This window comes from Rhodobacteraceae bacterium LMO-JJ12, from assembly GCA_021555075.1.
Classification (GTDB): domain Bacteria; phylum Pseudomonadota; class Alphaproteobacteria; order Rhodobacterales; family Rhodobacteraceae; genus JAKGBX01.
Map to the genome: position 1 here is coordinate 1362239 of JAKGBX010000001.1, position 17623 is coordinate 1379861.

Sequence of the window (17623 nt, forward strand, 5' to 3'; positions counted from 1 at the left end):
AAGGTTACGCCGATTTGCCCGACTCGGGCAAGCGCCTCAGAGCACGCGCCATCACCCTGCGCCAAAGCGGCGGAAAGAGCGCAATCACCGCCATCACCGGCAGCGAATGCGGCAGAATCGGCATCTCGTCGCGCAGCCGCAAACCCGGATAGGGCCGCGTCGGGTTAAGGTGATGATCGGAATGACGCGGCGCATTCACCATCAAAGCCGAGGTAAACCAATGCGGCGTGTTCCAGCTATGTTTATCGTTTACAGGCTCGGGCTTGCCGTTCTCGCGCACGCTACGGCGAAGCCCGTAATGCTGCACGTAATCGGCCAGCAAAATCTGCGCCTGCGCGTATAGACACAAGAAGGCATAGGCCATCAACCCATTGATCCCAAGCGCAAAAAAGCTGACGCTCAGCCCCAGCGCGGCCATCGCCAGATATCCCACATAGGGATGTGTTATGAGCCTGCGCGCATCTTTCGCCCGTGCGCGCAGGGCGTTCTCGGCCGCCAAGCCCGCGCGAAATGATCGCCCCCAGGCCGATACGAAAAACCGATAGAACCCCACGCCGCGCTCTGCCGAATTGGGATCACTTGGGGTGGCGACATGCACATGATGCACCAGAAGATGCGCCGAGGCGTGATGCCCGATCAAAAGCGAGCCATAAATCGCCCGCCCCAGATAGCGCGCCCCGCGTTCGCTGCGATGGATCAACTCATGTGCATTGGGGTGGCTCACCTGTCCCAGCCACAGCCCCGCCGCGATCAGCGTCAGGATTTTGGCCAGTACCCCGGCCTCGCTCAGAACCGTCGCGCTCACCACACCGATCAGAAGAGCGAAATGCAAAAGCCCCAACAGCACCGACAAACCCTTGCCCGAGGGAAATTCCGCCCCGTGCGGCGCATCAGGCAGCAAGCGAGGCAGAAACCGGTCCAGCGCCGCCGCGAAAAGCGTCATGTAAAGCAGCGCAACCAAGGACCATACCCCGCCGAGTGCTGCCGCTGCCCCGATCAATCCCACAGGCGCGATCGTCGCTATTGCAAAGCCGATCATCTGCATCGCGCTGGCTCTCCTTTTCACCTCACCTAGACGCTAATCCCGGCGCTTTCGCGGCACAATCGGACAAAACCGCCGCTTCGGGAAAGGACAGGACAGGACGAAACCCGCAAACCGCGCTCATCATGTCGCTTTTGTCCTCGCGTTTACCTTGGTGAAGCCGCTAAATTCGGGGCGCAACCAAAGGGGCCGGGCATGACGCAAGAGACAAAAAAGGGCATTTGGAAGTCCGGCAAGGGCAAGGGGCGCCGCACGCCCAAGGGCCGACAGCTTGACGATCTTGCGCTTGAACAGGTGCGCGCGCTTTTGGGCGAAAACGAACGCCGTCGCGATTTGCTGATCGAATTTCTGCATCTCATACAGGATGCCTACGGCCACCTTTCCGCCGCCCATATCCGCGCCCTTGCCGAGGAAATGCGCCTCTCACAGGCGGAAATCTACGAGGTTGCCAGCTTTTATGCCCATTTCGATATCGTCAAAGAGGGCGAAACCCCGCCACCCGCGCTCACCATCCGGGTCTGCGATTCGCTTTCCTGCGAACTGGCTGGCGCGCAAGCGCTCATGGCTGCACTGAAAGACGGGTTTGACCCGGCCGAGGTTCGCGTATTGCGCGCGCCCTGCATGGGGCGCTGCGACACCGCGCCGACGCTGGAACTTGGCCACAACCATATCGACCATGCCACATTCGACAGCGTAAAGGCGGCGATCCAGGCCGGCGATACGCACCCGACAATCCCCGACTATCAAACTCTTGAAAGCTATATTTCGGGCGGCGGATACGACGTGTTGAAACGCCTGCGCACCTCGGGCGATTGGGAAGAGGTGCAAGAGCAGATGCACGTGTCCGGTCTGCGCGGTCTGGGTGGCGCTGGCTTCCCCTCGGGCAAGAAATGGGGCTTCGTGCGCGCCCATGCGGGGCCGCGCTATCTGGCTGTGAACGGTGATGAGGGTGAGCCGGGAACTTTCAAGGATCGCTACCACTTAGAGCGTGAACCTCATCTTTTTTTCGAAGGTATGTTGATCGCGGCATGGGCCGTCGATGCGACCCGTGCCTATATCTACATGCGCGATGAGTATCCCGCAGTTCTTGATATATTGCGTCGTGAAATCAAGGCATTGGAAGATGCTTCTTATGTGGGCAAAGGCTATATCGAACTGCGCCGCGGCGCGGGGGCCTATATCTGCGGCGAAGAAAGCGCGATGATTGAAAGCATCGAAGGCAAACGCGGCATGCCACGCCATCGCCCGCCTTTCGTGGCCGAGGTCGGCCTGTTCGATCGCCCCACTCTGGTGCATAATATCGAAACCCTGCACTGGGTTGCGCGGGTGATGAGAGAAGGCCCCCAAATCCTTAATTCGGTTGAGAAAAATGGGCGCAAGGGTCTGCGAAGTTATTCCGTGTCTGGCCGCGTAAAGAACCCCGGCGTGCATCTCCTCCCGGCGGGGTCCACCATCCTCGATATCATCGACGCGGCGGGCGGCATGCTCGACGGTCACACCCTCAAGGCCTATCAGCCCGGCGGCCCGTCTTCGGGGCTTTTACCCGCCTCGATGAACGACATCCCGCTCGATTTCGACACGCTGCAACCACACGACACCTTCATCGGTTCGGCGGCGGTCGTGGTCCTGTCGCAACATGATTCCGCGCGCGCCGCCGCGCTCAACATGCTGCGCTTTTTTGAGGATGAAAGCTGTGGCCAATGCACCCCATGCCGGGTGGGCTGTGAAAAAGCGGTCAAGCTGATGCAGGCTGATCACTGGGATCAACCACTTCTGGAAGAGCTCTGCCAGGCTATGGGCGACGCCTCGATCTGTGGGCTGGGGCAGGCCGCGCCGAACCCCATTCGCCTCACCATGAAACATTTCCCTGACGAGGTTTGAACCGCCTTAGCGCGCGCCCAAAATCCGCTGCCAAAGCCGCCCGCCAAACCGCGGCATCAGCCACATATAGGCGATCACGGCGGCAAACAGCACCAGCGCGGGCAGGCCGTTCAACTCGAACCCGCCCTCGGTGGTATTGCCGGTGAATTTGGCGATCAGATAGCCGAACAGTATAAAGCTGGTCAGCAGATCAAGGATAAAGGCCACAACGACCTTCCAAGTCGCCGGGCGGGTGTCTTCAGTCATATGCGTAGCTCCTAAAAATGTCCTTGCCCGTAATATGCCTGCAACCTGTCCCGGCTGGCAAGAACTCTGGAAGTGCCGCAAGGTGATCATTCCCTCACGCCGCGACCTGCATTAGCGTGCCCCCCGATGAGCCATCTTTTCTCCATCCCCGGCATCCTGCCACTCGCGCTTGTCGCCGCTGCCCTCGCCGCGTTCTATTGGTTGTGGTTTTGCTATCGCACGGCAAGTTGGGCAAAATCGGTGGTGAAAACTGCCTCGGTCCTGGCGCTGACTTTGGCCGCAGCACTGGCAGGCGGGCCAGCGTCACTCATTGCCGCGCTCTTGCTCTGCGCATTGGGGGATTACCTGCTTTCGCGCCCCTCCGAGGCACAATTCATGGCCGGAATAGGCGCTTTCGCCGCCGGTCATATCGCCTATGTCGTGCTGTTTCTGACCCATCCGCTGGCCCAGCCCGAAACCCTTCTCGTCATGCCACAAACGGTTTACATCGCGCTCTTGGCGGGGTTTGGCGTCGTGATGGCGCTGCTTCTCTGGGCGCGCGCCGGTGCGATGCGCGTGCCGGTTCTGTTTTACATTCCGGTCATCCTGTCGATGGGGGCAGGGGTTCTGGCGCTGCCTGCGCTTGGCCCGCTCGCCCTCGCGCACCCTGCCGCGTTGCTCTTCATCCTGTCGGATTTCACCCTCGCGATGGAGCTTTTCGTGTTGCCCGAGCGCCAGCGCTTGCGCCGCTATACGCCCTTTATTGTCTGGCCCACCTATTGGGGCGCGCAGGCGCTCTTTTTCCTTGCTTTCGCGGCTCATCTACCCGTTTGAACGCTCATTTCCCGTTGCGATAGACGGCACAGATACAGCCCTTCGCGCGCAGCTTGCGGCACAAACCATGCGCCGCCTTCGCTTCATCCTGCCCGATCCGTGCCATCCAATAGCCGCCCTTGCGGCTGGCCCGGCTCTTTTGCCAGACAAGATCCAGCCGCTTGCCCTTGATCAACGCCGAACAGGCCCGGGTTTTTTCATCAAACCGCGCCCGCGCTTCTGCCTTGCTGGTGCCAAAGGCCAATTGCACCCCCCAGGGCGCAATCCGTGGCTTGGGCCGGGGCATGGGCGATAGACGCCGGTTTTGCGCCATATCGAAACAGGCGGCGGCAACCCCCTTGTCCTTGGCCAGCCGCAGATCGGGCACCTTCACATCCTCCTCAAGCCAATCCTCATGGCTCAGCCCGGTGATGAGCGCCACATAGTCCACCGTTTCGCGCATCAGCCCGCCAGTTCCCGCAATCAACCCCTCGGCGCGCCGCTCGCCTCCGTTATAGCCCACGGCCGCCAGTCCAAGGTTGCCATACCGCTCCGCCATTTCGGCCAGATACCGGGCTGAATGATCCAACGCCTCGGCCGCATTGAACGCATCGCGCAGGCCGCGCCGTTTGGCCGTGTGGGGCATGAATTGCGCAATCCCCTGCGCCCCCGCCGGGCTTATTGCAAACGGGTCAAACCGGCTCTCCTGCCAGATAAGACGCGCGAAAAACCCCGAATCAAGCCCATAGCGCGCGCTGAAAACTTCGATTGCCTGACAGGTGTCACGCACGAAATACGCTGCACGAATGCACCGCACATCCTGCAATTTGCCACTCGAACAGGTCTGATCCGGCGGGTCGCCCCGCGCACCCGCCCCCAACCCGACAAACAAGACAATCCAAAGCATGCGCATCATGCGCCCCATCCTGCCTGCCGCCCGCCTCTGCGTCCATGCCACCTTTTCATGCCCGCGCAGGGGCATTAGATGGGAGGAAAGAAAAAGGGGCGCCCATGTCATTCTTCAAGAAGCTCAAGTCCAAACTGTTCAAATCCTCCTCCCGGCTTGAGGAAGGGCTTGATGCGATTGTCCAGGAAGGCGGCGAGGCGGAAGAAATCGTTTCTTCCGCCCAACCCGAAGAGACCCCGACGCCTGAACCTGCCCCGGTTCCAGAACCCGACCCCAAACCAGAACCCACGCCGCAACCCACGCCAGAACCAGAACCGGTTCCGACTCCTGAGCCGCAAGAAGTTCCCACCCCAACACCGACGCCTGAACCGGAGCCAACCCCGGTTGAAAAGCCCGCGCCCCAGCCCGAGCCGTCTCCAGCGCCGGAACCCAAACCAACCCCGCGCCCGGAGCCACAACCTGAACCAAAACCTGAACCAAGCCCCATCCCCGAGGTGCCCCCGGCTCGTGACCCGATCCCGGCGCCGACCCCGGTCGAAATTCCAGACTCCACACCCAGCGAATCGCCGATGCCCGCCGATCCGCCACCTTCCCCCACCCCTGTCGAGATCCCTGTCGAAACCCTGGGCACCCCCGCCGCCTCGGCCAAGCAATCAACCAGTGAAAGCATCACACCCGGCTTCCTTGGGCGCATTTTCAAGCGTGAGAAGAAAACCGTCCTGCGCCGCGTGCTTGACGACGACATGCTCGAACAACTTGAAGAGCTGCTCATCGCCTCTGACATGGGCGTCGACACGGCCCTGCGGATTACGGCCAACATGGCCGAAGGTCGCTATGGCACCAAGGTCTCCACCGACGAGATCAAGCGCCTGCTTTCAAACGAGATCAGCCGCGTGATGGAGGAGGTCGCCCGCCCGATGCCGCTTTATACCAAGAAGCCGCAGGTCGTGCTGGTGGTCGGCGTCAACGGCTCGGGCAAGACCACAACCATCGGCAAGCTTGCCTCGCAATTCAAAGCTGCGGGCAAACAAGTGGTGATTGCGGCGGGCGATACCTTCCGCGCCGCTGCGGTTGAACAATTGCAGGTCTGGGGGGATCGCGCCGGTGTGCCGGTCCTCACCGCGCCCGAAGGCTCCGACCCGGCCAGCCTCGCCTTTGACGCGCTGAAAAAGGCCGAGACCGACGGCGCCGACCTTTTGATGATAGACACCGCGGGTCGATTGCAAAACCGCGCCGATTTGATGGAGGAACTGGCCAAGATTGTTCGCGTTATCCGCAAGATCGACCCCACTGCGCCGCACAACACACTTTTGGTGCTTGATGCGACCACCGGACAAAACGCGCTTTCTCAGGTCGAAACCTTCCAGAAACTCGCCGATGTAACGGGTCTCGTGATGACCAAGCTTGATGGCACCGCCAAGGGCGGCGTGCTGGTGGCGCTGGCTGACAAGTTTGGCCTGCCGATCCATGCCATCGGTGTGGGTGAACAAATCGACGATCTCGCCCCCTTCGATCCGGCCGAATTCGCCGCCGCCCTGACCGGAGTGGAGGCATGATTGAGGAGCGCGCAACGTGAAGCTTTTGCATTGCGACGCGGCGTACGCGTCTATTCTTGCTTGGCGAGTCTCGCGATCTGACCCAGAATCAGCAATACAACCAGAATGATCCCTGTCGTCATCGCGGCCAGCGGCATTTGCCCCGCACCACACGCCAGCCCGATAGCGCCACACAGCCAGAGCGACGCGCCCGTGGTAATGTTGCGCACCTCGCCGCCGGAGGTAAAAATGATACCAGCCGCCAGAAAGGCGACACCTGCCGTCACCGCCTCAACCAATCGTAGCGGGTCGACCCTAAGTGCGTCCTGCGCGCCAAACGGCATACTGGCCAGCTGTTGGCTGACAATGATGAACAAACAGGCCGCCAATGACACCAGCATATGCGTGCGAAGCCCGGCAGGCTTGTTCCAGAATTCCCGCTCAAATCCAATTAACCCGGCCAGAACCATGGCGGCAATCAAGCGCGTCGCCGCAACAATTGGCGGAACGGCAGAAAAAGTACCGTTCAGCTCATTGAGAATAATATCAAACACGCGTCCCTCGCAAATTGCTCACATCCCGAACCAACGCCCCAGGATAGAAAAGGTTCCGATTGATCCGGGGCAGGGTGTGTCATGAGCGATTGGATCATCTCTCTTGAAGGCACCGAAGCAGGCCACCGCGCCGCAATGGGCCTAGCGCTGTTGGCGGCCTTCCTGCACGCGGTCTTTGGCGCGTTGCAAAAGGGGCGGTTCGACCCTTGGCTGTCGCGCGGCGCGATTGATGGCTTTTATGCGCTGATCGCTGCGCCGCTGGCGCTGTTCGTCGTGCCTTGGCCCGAACCGCACATGTGGCTGCTCTTTGCTGGAGCCTGGGCCATTCACACCGCCTACAAGGTGCTCCAAGCGATGACCTACACGCGCGGTGCCTATACGGTGGTCTACCCGGTGGTGCGCGGCACTGGCCCGCTGTTTGCCGTAATCGGCGCATGGCTGATTTTTGGCGAGACCTTCACGGCCATTCAATGGCTCGGCGTCTTCACCTTGCTGGCGGGTATCTACGGTCTTGCGGTCTATAACCTGCGCACCATTACCGTTGATCGCGAAACCATGCCGCTCGCACTTGGTCTTGCCGTGATCACCGGAATGTTTGTGGCGTTTTACACCACATTTGACGCCTACGGCATCCGTGCCACCGCCAATCCTTTCACGTTCCTTGCGTGGTTTTTCATGATCGACGGGCTTACTTTTCCGGTGATTGCCGCATTGCGCTACCGCTCGCTGCTCGCGCCTCCACCACTCGCCCCGCTATTGCGCATGGGCTTCATGGGCGCCTTCATCGCATTCGCCTCCTTTGGCTCGATCATGCTGGCCACGCGCCTCGACAAAGTCGGCGAGGCGGCGGTTTTGCGCGAAACCTCCACCGTCTTTGCTGCCCTGATCGGCTGGCTGATGCTGGGTGAGCGCACAGGTCCCCGCCGAATTGCCCTTATGGCCTTGATCGCAGCGGGCGCCGTGATAGTTGAGATGGGCGGATAGGAGAGACCATGACCCAGACCGACCCCAATCAGACCCCTGATCAGCCCAAAGCCATCAGCCCATTGTTGAAAATGGCGCTCGAACTTGGGCCGGTGATCTTGTTCTTTATTGCCTATGTAAAGCTCAAGGACGAGGTTTATACCATCGGCGGCACTGATTATGCCGGGTTCATCATCGTCACCGCCGGGTTCATTCCGCTGATGATCGCCTCCACGGGCATCCTGTGGTGGCTCACCGGGCATCTGTCGAAAATGCAGATCATGACGGTGGTTCTGGTGGTGGTCTTTGGTGGCTTGTCGGTCTGGCTCAACGATCCGCGTTTCATCAAGATGAAGCCGACAATCCTTTATCTTTTCTTTGCAGGAGCCCTCGGCGCGGGGCTGTTGCAGGGTAAAAGCTATCTGCGCGGGTTGATGGATGGCGTTATGCCGCTGACACATGAGGGCTGGATGCTTTTGACCAAACGCCTCACCGCCTTCTTCCTCGGTCTTGCCGTCGCGAACGAGCTGGTCTGGCGGCTGATGTCTGAACAGGCTTGGGTGAACTTCAAGACCTTCGGTTTGACGGCGGCGATCTTCGTCTTCTTCATGACACAGGGCAAACTCTTCAAAGAGTATAATTCAGGCGAAGAATAACCGCGCCCGCGCCCCTCTGCGCACGCCGCCCTCTTTGGTAATTTCTGCAGGCCTCACATTGACAGCCGTCCATTGCGCGCGCTATCAGCGCGTCAGTGGCGATTTGTTACCGGATTGCGGGCCACTTAAAATAATTCCGCTAAAGAGGTCATCGGATGGGAAACCCCGTCGCTTGACCGCGACCGGGTTTTTTTGTTTGAGGCCACGCGCCTCGAAAGGAGCGACCGATGAGCGACAATTGGAACCCACGCACCAAAGCGGTGCATGGCGGCACCCGCAGATCCCAGTACAACGAAGTCAGCGAGGCGATTTTCCTCACGCAGGGCTTTGTCTATGACACCGCCGAACAGGCCGAGGCACGGTTCATTGAAACCGGCCCCGATGAATTCATCTATGCCCGCTACGGCAACCCCACCGTGGCAATGTTTGAAACCCGCATGGCCGGTCTCGAAGGGTCCGAGGATGCCTTTGCCACCGCTTCGGGCATGGCCGCCGTCAATGCCGCACTGGTTGCGCCCTTGAAGGCGGGCGATCACGTCGTCGCGGCACGCGCGCTTTTCGGTTCCTGCCTCTATATCCTGGATGAGATCCTGCCGCGCTTCGGGGTCGAGGTCACATTGGTCGACGGCACTGACCTCGCCCAGTGGGAAGCGGCCCTGCGCCCCGACACCAAACTGGTGTTCTTTGAATCCGTCTCCAATCCGACGCTCGAAGTGATCGACATCACCGCCGTTTCTGCCCTTGCACATAAGGTCGGCGCAACCGTTGTCGTCGACAATGTTTTTGCCACGCCAGTCTTTTCAAACGCCATCGCGCAAGGTGCCGATGTGGTGGTCTATTCCGCCACCAAACACATCGATGGGCAGGGGCGCGCACTTGGCGGCGTCGTGCTCGGCACGCGTGAATTTATCCGCAAAACCATCGAACCCTACATGAAACACACCGGCGGTGCGATGTCGCCCTTTACCGCCTGGATCATGCTCAAAGGGCTGGAAACCATCGACCTGCGCGTCAAGGCCCAAGCGGCAACCGCGCTGGCCATGGCCAATGCGCTGCAAGGTCATGCGAAACTCGCGCGCACGATCTATCCCGGCCATCCGGGCCATGCGCAACATGATCTGGTCAAATCCCAGATGGGGCAGGGCGGCACAGTGGTCTCGCTTGATCTCGCGGGTGGGCAGGCGGCGGCGTTCCGCTTCCTGAATGCGCTTCAGATCGCGGTGATCTCGAATAACCTCGGTGATGCCAAATCAATCGTCACCCACCCGGCGACCACCACCCATCAACGCCTGCCGGACGATCAGAAAATCACCCTTGGCATCACCCCCGGGTTGGTGCGGTTCTCGCTCGGCCTCGAAGATACTGACGACCTCATCGCCGACGTGCTGCAAGCCCTCGATACCGCCTGAACCACGGGCCTCCCCCGGCGGGAGGCCTGTCTCACGCAAATGTGACGGGTGTGCTCAAAGTTGCCCAGAGCGTGCCTATTCGGGCGCAATCTTGCATCACTGGCAAAAAAGGCGGGCAATACCGCCCCTCTCGCGCTCAAATCCGTATTCCGCGAGTGTCACCAAGCCGCGCGCCGCTCTCCATCGGTCGCTTGCTGATGGCAATCAGGCCGGATTTTAACTACATTGCACAATGCAACAGGACTCATCGGAGTGACGGGAATGAACAAGTTTGTACCCGAAATCGACACAACAGCAGCGCCGACGCGCGACGAGGCGCAAACCGCGCTCTCTCGCCTGCGCCATTGGGCGGCCACGGCCAGCCCCGAAGAGGTGGCCGACCTCGACCCGATGATCGCCCGGCTTCTCCCAGATGCCGCCCTGTCAAATTACCCCGCATTGGCGCGCGCCTACCCGGAAGGTTTCGAGGTGAGCGAGGCCTACAAAGCCACATTGCCCGACCTGCAAAACGGGCCGGAGAGCCTGATCAAAGGCGCAAAACGGGTGATTCAACACGTCGGCATCTCAAATTTCCGCCTGCCGATTCAATATCACACCCGCGACAACGGCGATCTGACGCTGGAAACCTCGGTCACTGGCACGGTTAGCCTGGAGGCCGGGAAAAAGGGCATCAACATGAGCCGCATCATGCGCTCATTCTATACCCACGCCGACAAAACCTTCTCTTTTGAAGTGATTGAAGCCGCGCTTGATGACTACAAAGCCGATCTCGAAAGCTTTGACGCGCGCATTCAAATGCGTTGTTCCTTCCCGGTCAAAGTGCCCTCCCTACGCTCGGGGTTGGCGGGGTATCAATACTACGATATCGCGCTGGAACTGGTCGAACAGGGCGGCGTGCGCTCCAAGATCATTCATCTCGATTACGTCTATTCCTCAACCTGCCCCTGCTCGCTTGAGCTTTCCGAGCACGCCCGCCAATTCCGCGGACAACTCGCCACGCCGCATTCGCAGCGTTCGGTCGCGCGCCTCTCGGTCGAAGTGCTTTGCGGCGCGGATTGCCTGTGGTTCGAAGATCTGATCGACCTTGCCCGCCGGGCCGTTCCCACGGAAACTCAGGTGATGGTCAAACGCGAGGATGAACAGGCATTCGCCGAACTTAATGCCGCCAACCCGATCTTTGTCGAAGACGCGGCGCGCCTTTTCGCCCAGCAACTCGAACAAGACCCGCGCGTCGGCGATTTTCGCGTTGTGGCCAGCCATCAGGAAAGCCTGCATTCCCATGATGCGGTTTCGATCCTGACCGAAGGCGATCTGTTCGAAAGCCAGAGTGTTGACCCCAAACTTTTCACCACCCTGTTTCACGTCGGCTGACCCAACCGCCGCCCGCACTCCGGTATGTCGCGAAAAACCGCGCGCATCCCTTGGCCATGGCGCGGCCTTCGTCTGACGCCGGGCTATCGTGCGTTGTCTTGCAGCCAGCGGGACGCTGCCATGCGCAGGGGGCTGTTGTCATGGCAACAAAGCTGACCTATTTTGCAGAGCAGGGAGGAAACCAAACCGCACTTCATTGGAAAGGTTTCCAAAATGGCCGACTTTACATCGCAGTTCACGTTCTCCGATAACATCCGCTCGGGCTACCGTCGCGCATTGGCATCAATTTCGCGCGGCATCATGGCCCATGCCGATGCAAGATCACGCCGCTCTGAAATCGAGGCGCTCGAAAGCCGCTCTGACGCCGAACTGGCCGCAATGGGCATCAAGCGCGATCAGATCGTGCACTACGTCTTCCGCGACCTGATCCACATCTAGGCCTCTCGGCCTGCGCAGCGCCGGGGTTTGCGCCCCGGTTTTTGGCGATCATGCGTTGGCAAAGCGGCTTGACAGCGCGCGCCGCGCAGCCCAACGCTTCGCCTCATGTTTGATCTGCGCCCCGTCGGATATGTGATTGGTTTGCTGGTGGCAGCGCTCGGGCTGGCCATGCTTTTGCCCCTTGCCGTCGATTTGGCAGAAGGGCGCGAGCATTGGCCCGTCTTTGCCGAATCCGCTGTGCTGACCTTCCTCACCGGCGGGCTGATCGCGCTGTCGTGCCAGAATGGCACCCAGCAGGGGCTGAGCATTCAGCAAACCTTTCTTCTGACCTCGGGGGTCTGGGTGGCGCTGCCCCTTTTCGGCGCCTTACCCTTCATGCTGGGTCATACTGACGCCCGCTTTGTTGATGCGTTTTTTGAGGCGATGTCGGGCCTTACCACCACCGGTTCCACAGTGTTTACCGGGCTTGACGACATGCCCAAGGGCATTCTGCTTTGGCGTGGCATCCTGCAATGGCTGGGTGGCATCGGCATCATTGTCGTGGCGATGGTGTTCCTTCCAGAGCTGCGGGTCGGCGGTATGCAGATTTTTCGCTCCGAGGCCTTTGAAACAATGGGCAAAATCCTGCCCCGTGCCACCCAGATTTCGGGCCAGATTTCGGTGATCTACGTTGGCATCACATTGCTATGCACAGTTACCTATCTCATCCTTGGGATGAACCCTTTTGATGCCACGGTGCATGCGCTGACCACTGTATCCACGGGCGGGTTTGCCAATTACGATGCCTCATTCGAAACCTTTTCGGGGCCGATAGAATACGCGGCTTCGGTCTTCATGATTCTGGCGGCGCTACCCTTCGTTCGCTACGTTCAACTGCTCAATGGCCATGCCACGCCGCTGTATCGCGACACTCAGGTGCGCGCCTTTCTATTAACAATCGCCTTTCTGGTTCTGGTCACGGCGCTGGTGCTCACCTCGATCTTCCCGCACCATTGGGAGCAAGCTATCCGCGAGGGGCTTTTCAATATCACCTCGATCATTTCGGGAACCGGCTTCTCGTCCGTGAATTACATGAAATGGGGTGCCTTTCTGATTGCGATGTTCTTCTTTGTCGGGTTGATCGGCGGCTGCGCCGGGTCAACCACCTGTTCGGTCAAGATATTTCGCTATCAGATCCTGTTTTCCTCGATACGTACTCAGGTCAAGCGCACTGCCTATCCCCATGGCGTCTTTCCTCCGCATTATGATGGTCGCCCGATTACCGAGGACGTGCTCAATTCGGTCATGTCCTTCTTCGTCTTCTTCACGGTTACACTGGGTCTTGTCGCAGTTGCACTTTCACTGACGGGGCTCGATTTTGTCACCTCGCTTTCCGGTGCTGCCACGGCGATCGGCAATATCGGCCCGGGCCTTGGGGATACCATTGGCCCCGCAGGCAATTTTTCGACCCTCAACGACTCCGCCAAATGGATCCTCAGCTTCGCCATGTTCATCGGCCGCCTCGAACTCATGGTGGTTTTTGCCCTCTTCACGGTGGGATTCTGGAGGGTCTGACCATGGTCGGACGTCAAAACACGCCCCTTTGGCGTATGAACAGCGACGCCGGTAATTTTCTGGCCGCGCTTGCCGAAGCGAATGAGACCAATGCCGCGTCCGCATGCCTCCCAAACTGACGGCGTAAGGGGGCGCATTTTTGCGGGGCAATCGTGGGACTCATCCGTCGATCATATAGGGGGGGCGATAGATATGATCGGTCGCCTTCTGTTGAATGAACTCAGGACAGCGCGCTCCCTTCGGCAGCGAGGTGAGAAACCAGACAATCTCGCCGGGACGCCCCGCGCGGGAATACTGACAGCCCGCCGGATGGGTCCACCACTGGCCCTGATGGTTGGCAGGTGGCATTACCCCCGGTGTCGTTCGAACGGATTGGATCTCGATCACCTTCAATTTCAAAGGGCCCGTCTGCGGGGCCTTCAAACCGCTTGCACCCGCCAGAACCGGGAACAGGGCCGCCGCCATCAGCGCCAAGGCGGCGCATGCTGTCTTGAACATGAAACTGGTCTCCTCGCTCACCCGTTTGCCCAACCCCTTGCCGAGCCGACTTCTACGGGATGCGCCTTCACGCATGTTGCCCAGGGTGCTTGGCAAGCCTTGCGAAAAGGTTAATCCGGGCGGAGGAACTGCTAAGGATTTTAGTGAATTTGAAACGCCCGCGCTATCTTCTGAAACTCCGCCCATGCAGCCCACCGTACGGTCAGTTAACTTAACGAAGGGTAAAAACAGACGTCATCGCATGGCAGCCACGCGGCAGCCGTCTGGCAGCCGCGAGTCACCCCCCGTTTTTTCGGCCATACGGCACCGTTAACCCTTTGGAACGCGACGGTTGGGAAACCTTTACCAGCAGCTCACCAGCACGGTCATACCCTCGGCCTGTCGGGACAGGTCTTCGGGCTCTACGAATCCGCTCGGGCTGGCCTGCGACACGGTAACTCCGGCGGAGGTCAAAACGTCGCGAATAGCGTCGGAATCCATTGCAAAGCTTACGTCTTCGGGCAATTTTCGTGTGCCTTCTGATTGCTCCAACAGCATTCCCATCACCGCGCCACCATCATCGAAAACCGGCCCGCCCGCATCTCCTGGCAAGGCATTCAATGCCAGCCGTTTCAATTCGGATTCTCCGTTCAAGCCTTTGACATCACTAAGCTTTCCAAAAGTTAGCGTCGGCGCACCCAAGACCCCCTCATAAGAGAACCCCGACACGGCAACGTCCGATTGCAACCGCGGTGCACCGACCCGCAGCGTCGCGACCGAGGCCGGAGCAAGCTCTTGGGTGGCACGCAGAACGGCAATGCCGCGGGTTGCGTCGTTCATCAACACTTCGGCCTCGTAATCGTCATCCAGCGTGATCTTGCTGCATGTCTGCACCGCTTGTGCCGTGGTCACGACCGTGCCGCGTCCATCGACATAAAACCCCGAGCGCGACAGCTTGGGGCGGCGTATTTCCAGCCCCGCAACCAGATCGATGTCTTGCTCGTTGCCGGTACCGGCCGCCGGGTCCATGACACCTTCCAAGCTCTTGAAACTACTCTGCATTTCTCCCAAAATCCGGGTCCGGCGTTCCTCATCACCGGCGGGCCAGACCAAGGTGAAACCCTTGACCATGCCACCTTCCAGCCGCGCCTCGGTATGGGAAACGAAATCGCTGCCTTCCCCGATCAGAACAAAGGAGTCCTTCTTGCGTTCGCGCGGTCCTGCTTCGGGCACAATCTCAAGCGTTTGCATGATATCGTACAGCCCATAGAGCGTGTTCTGATCGCCCTGCTGACTGATCATCAGGACCTGCGCCGAAACGTCCCCCGTTGGGTCGAAATGGGCAAAAGGCGGGCTGTATTTGCTGAACTGCACCACACCCAAAGGCACCTGCATCTCGATTCCGGCGGTTGTGTCGGCAACTGATCGCAGATCAAGCCCTTCGAGCACAGCGTTGTAATCCTTACGTAAAGCCGCACGCTGCTTGGTGGTCAGAATGCCGGTCGCCTCGAACCCCTTGGCCTCTTGCCAACTGGCCATCGAGCCACGCGTGCCGCGCCCAAAGGCGCCGTCGATAGCGCCCTGATAATGACCGGCCCATTGCAACATCACCTGAAGGTGCATGCGTTCCTCGCGGCTCAACTCGGCTTCGCTCTGGCGCGCCTCGCGCGGGGTTTCGTCGGCAGGTTCAATCTGCTGTGGTACCGCGTCCGCCTCTGGCGTCTGTGCGGCCAGCGGGGTGTTATCCACTTGCGGTTCCGTTGCTTGCGGCAGGTTCAGCAGGTTCGCCCCCACTGGCCAGAATTGCTGTCGGAAGGCACTGGAAAAAGCGATGAAACTGTCACCCGGGATCTCACGTTCCGAGCGATAGACGTTCAACACCCGTTGCGCATCATCGCGCGTATAAGGGCCCAGCACGATCCCGTACCAGCCGCCGCCAAGCGAAAATCCGTTCACATCCGCCAGCCGTCCGGCATAGTCGCGAAGTCGGCTTTGCGCGGTGGCCAGGCTCGGATGCGCCTCGATTTGCACCCAGGCGATATCCTGTTGGGCATGAACCGCTTTGAGATTGAAGAGAAGTATCAGCAGTACCGTTGAAAAAATTCTTGTCATCGTTCTCGTATTGCCCCTGGCCATTCGCGCCTGTCTGATGTGGTTTGCACGTTGAGTTTGCAGGGTCTTTTATCAAATCCCCCGCGCCTTGCACCCAAATAATGCGTGAGCGTGCAATTGACCCTGCCGTGCCTCGCCAGTAAGCATGGCGCGATTTATCATCTGACAAGGAAACAAGGGCGCAATATGGCATCTCAGCTGGCCAAACCTCGCAGCTTTCAGGAGATCATCCTGCGACTGCAAAGCTACTGGGCCGAAAAGGGCTGCGCAGTCTTGCAGCCTTATGACATGGAGGTGGGCGCCGGTACGTTCCATCCCGCCACCACGCTGCGCTCGCTCGGCACGCGCCCTTGGGCTGCTGCCTATGTGCAGCCATCGCGGCGGCCCACTGACGGACGCTATGGCGAGAACCCCAATCGCCTTCAGCACTATTATCAATACCAGGTGATGATCAAACCCTCGCCGCCCGATCTTCAGGCACTCTATCTCGGATCGCTCGAAGCCATCGGAATCGACATGGCGCTGCACGACATCCGTTTTGTCGAGGACGACTGGGAATCACCCACTCTCGGCGCATGGGGTTTGGGCTGGGAAGTGTGGTGCGATGGCATGGAGGTCTCGCAGTTTACCTATTTTCAACAGGTTGGTGGGCATGATTGTCATCCGGTCTCGGGTGAGCTGACCTACGGCCTTGAACGTCTCGCGATGTATGTTCTGGGCATCGACCATGTGATGGACATGCCGTTCAACGCACCGGATGCGCCGATTGCGCTCAGCTATGGCGATGTGTTTCGTCAGACAGAGCAGGAGTATTCGCGTTGGAACTTTGATGTGGCCAATACGGATGTGCTTCTGAAGCAGTTCGAAGAAGCCGAAGCCGAATGTCGCTCGATTCTCGATCAGGATCATGTCGATCCGAAAACCGGCAAACGCATCGTCATGGCGCATCCCGCCTATGACCAATGCATCAAGGCTTCACACATTTTTAACCTTTTGGATGCCCGCGGCGTGATCTCCGTGACCGAGCGTCAGGCCTATATCGGCCGAGTCCGCACGCTTGCCAAGGCCTGCGCCGATGCCTTTGTGCAGACGGAAGCAGGCGGCTATGTGGCCGAGAGCGCCGAGGCATGAGCGGAAAGCTGGTAGGGAGTGTTATCTTGATTTTGGCCGCAATCGCCGGGGCCGCGATATATTATTTGCAGGTCTACGCCTTCTATGACGAGGTGAGCGCGCGTGGCAGTGATGATGTCATGCTCACGACCATGGCGGGCGGCGTGCCTGAACCCATCCTCTATGAGGACTTCAAGGCGATCGATGCCAGTTCCTCACCGCTCCGCTATCGCGCCTGTTTCACCACCAGCCAGAGTCTGGCGATGATGTCGGAAACCTATGAACCTTACGACGACGCGGTGCCGTTGGTCGGCCCCGGCTGGTTTGATTGTTTTGATGCCGTCGCGATTGGACGAGCGCTGGAAGACGACGAGGCACTGGCCTTTCTCGGACAGACCAACATTGAATATGGCATCGACCGCGTGATTGCCGTCCTGCCCGACGGGCGCGGCTACGTTTGGCATCAGATAAATCATTGCGGCGAAAAGGTTTTCGATGGCCAGCCCGCACCCGACGGCTGCCCACCACCCCCACACCAGACCAAACCCGACACCGTCGGACCGGAAAGCGAATGAC

At 59.6% G+C, this 17623-nt stretch carries 17 protein-coding genes and 1 riboswitch; of the genes, 11 read left to right on the forward strand and 6 right to left on the reverse strand.

Annotation, left to right across the window (positions count from 1 at the left end; all coding sequences use genetic code 11):
* Positions 1-4: 4 nt before the first annotated feature.
* Positions 5-1039, reverse strand: a complete 1035-nt coding sequence (locus LZG00_06565) for an alkane 1-monooxygenase (protein ID MCF3593657.1) — start codon at positions 1037-1039, stop codon at positions 5-7.
* A 198-nt stretch (positions 1040-1237) separates the two neighbouring features.
* Between LZG00_06565 and LZG00_06570 the strand changes: the two genes are divergently transcribed.
* Positions 1238-2923 (forward strand): NAD(P)H-dependent oxidoreductase subunit E, encoded by a 1686-nt coding sequence (locus LZG00_06570; protein ID MCF3593658.1) that lies wholly within the window; start codon positions 1238-1240, stop codon positions 2921-2923.
* Positions 2924-2929: 6 nt separating this feature from the next.
* Here the strand turns inward: LZG00_06570 and LZG00_06575 are convergent, their stop codons facing one another.
* Complete coding sequence (locus tag LZG00_06575; protein ID MCF3593659.1) at positions 2930-3169, reverse strand: hypothetical protein; 240 nt, start codon at positions 3167-3169, stop codon at positions 2930-2932.
* Between the two features lie 126 nt (positions 3170-3295).
* Here LZG00_06575 and LZG00_06580 point away from each other — a divergent pair, with 126 nt between their 5' ends.
* Positions 3296-3982, forward strand: coding sequence for a lysoplasmalogenase (locus LZG00_06580; protein MCF3593660.1), 687 nt, complete (start codon positions 3296-3298; stop codon positions 3980-3982).
* A gap of 4 nt (positions 3983-3986) precedes the next feature.
* On the opposite strand, the gene LZG00_06585 is transcribed toward LZG00_06580, so the two are convergent.
* A complete protein-coding gene (locus LZG00_06585; GenBank protein ID MCF3593661.1) occupies positions 3987-4877 on the reverse strand; it encodes a lytic transglycosylase domain-containing protein in 891 nt (296 codons plus the stop codon).
* A gap of 95 nt (positions 4878-4972) precedes the next feature.
* Here LZG00_06585 and ftsY point away from each other — a divergent pair, with 95 nt between their 5' ends.
* A complete protein-coding gene (ftsY, locus tag LZG00_06590; GenBank protein ID MCF3593662.1) occupies positions 4973-6424 on the forward strand; it encodes a signal recognition particle-docking protein FtsY in 1452 nt (483 codons plus the stop codon).
* Between the two features lie 50 nt (positions 6425-6474).
* Here ftsY and LZG00_06595 read toward each other — a convergent pair whose 3' ends face one another.
* Positions 6475-6957: an MgtC/SapB family protein gene (locus LZG00_06595; protein MCF3593663.1), complete on the reverse strand. Its 483-nt coding sequence runs from the start codon at positions 6955-6957 to the stop codon at positions 6475-6477.
* 81 nt (positions 6958-7038) lie between these two features.
* Between LZG00_06595 and LZG00_06600 the strand changes: the two genes are divergently transcribed.
* The 6 genes from LZG00_06600 to LZG00_06625 all read left to right on the forward strand — a co-directional run bounded on the left by LZG00_06600 (position 7039) and on the right by LZG00_06625 (position 13348).
* Complete coding sequence (locus tag LZG00_06600; GenBank protein MCF3593664.1) at positions 7039-7941, forward strand: DMT family transporter; 903 nt, start codon at positions 7039-7041, stop codon at positions 7939-7941.
* Between the two features lie 8 nt (positions 7942-7949).
* Entirely contained in the window at positions 7950-8576 is a 627-nt protein-coding gene (locus LZG00_06605) for a septation protein IspZ (GenBank protein MCF3593665.1), read from the forward strand.
* Positions 8577-8661: 85 nt separating this feature from the next.
* Positions 8662-8740, forward strand: a riboswitch (SAM riboswitch).
* Between the two features lie 63 nt (positions 8741-8803).
* Positions 8804-9985, forward strand: a complete 1182-nt coding sequence (metZ, locus tag LZG00_06610) for an O-succinylhomoserine sulfhydrylase (GenBank protein MCF3593666.1) — start codon at positions 8804-8806, stop codon at positions 9983-9985.
* A gap of 261 nt (positions 9986-10246) precedes the next feature.
* Positions 10247-11356, forward strand: coding sequence for a GTP cyclohydrolase FolE2 (folE2, locus tag LZG00_06615; protein MCF3593667.1), 1110 nt, complete (start codon positions 10247-10249; stop codon positions 11354-11356).
* 213 nt (positions 11357-11569) lie between these two features.
* Positions 11570-11794 carry a hypothetical protein gene (locus LZG00_06620; protein ID MCF3593668.1) on the forward strand — a complete coding sequence of 75 codons (225 nt, stop codon included), beginning with the start codon at positions 11570-11572 and terminating at the stop codon, positions 11792-11794.
* A 105-nt stretch (positions 11795-11899) separates the two neighbouring features.
* A complete protein-coding gene (locus LZG00_06625; GenBank protein ID MCF3593669.1) occupies positions 11900-13348 on the forward strand; it encodes a TrkH family potassium uptake protein in 1449 nt (482 codons plus the stop codon).
* A 159-nt stretch (positions 13349-13507) separates the two neighbouring features.
* On the opposite strand, the gene LZG00_06630 is transcribed toward LZG00_06625, so the two are convergent.
* Both LZG00_06630 and LZG00_06635 read right to left on the reverse strand, forming a co-directional pair.
* Positions 13508-13846 (reverse strand): hypothetical protein, encoded by a 339-nt coding sequence (locus LZG00_06630; GenBank protein MCF3593670.1) that lies wholly within the window; start codon positions 13844-13846, stop codon positions 13508-13510.
* 342 nt (positions 13847-14188) lie between these two features.
* On the reverse strand, positions 14189-15937 hold the full coding sequence (locus LZG00_06635; protein ID MCF3593671.1) for a trypsin-like peptidase domain-containing protein: 1749 nt from the start codon (positions 15935-15937) through the stop codon (positions 14189-14191).
* A gap of 186 nt (positions 15938-16123) precedes the next feature.
* On the opposite strand from LZG00_06635, the gene LZG00_06640 reads away from it, so the two are divergent.
* Positions 16124-17068, forward strand: a complete 945-nt coding sequence (locus LZG00_06640) for a glycine--tRNA ligase subunit alpha (GenBank protein MCF3593672.1) — start codon at positions 16124-16126, stop codon at positions 17066-17068.
* Positions 17065-17622, forward strand: coding sequence for a DUF6446 family protein (locus LZG00_06645; protein ID MCF3593673.1), 558 nt, complete (start codon positions 17065-17067; stop codon positions 17620-17622). The genes LZG00_06640 and LZG00_06645 overlap by 4 nt, the downstream gene beginning before the upstream one ends.
* The last annotated feature ends 1 nt before the right edge of the window (position 17623 follow it).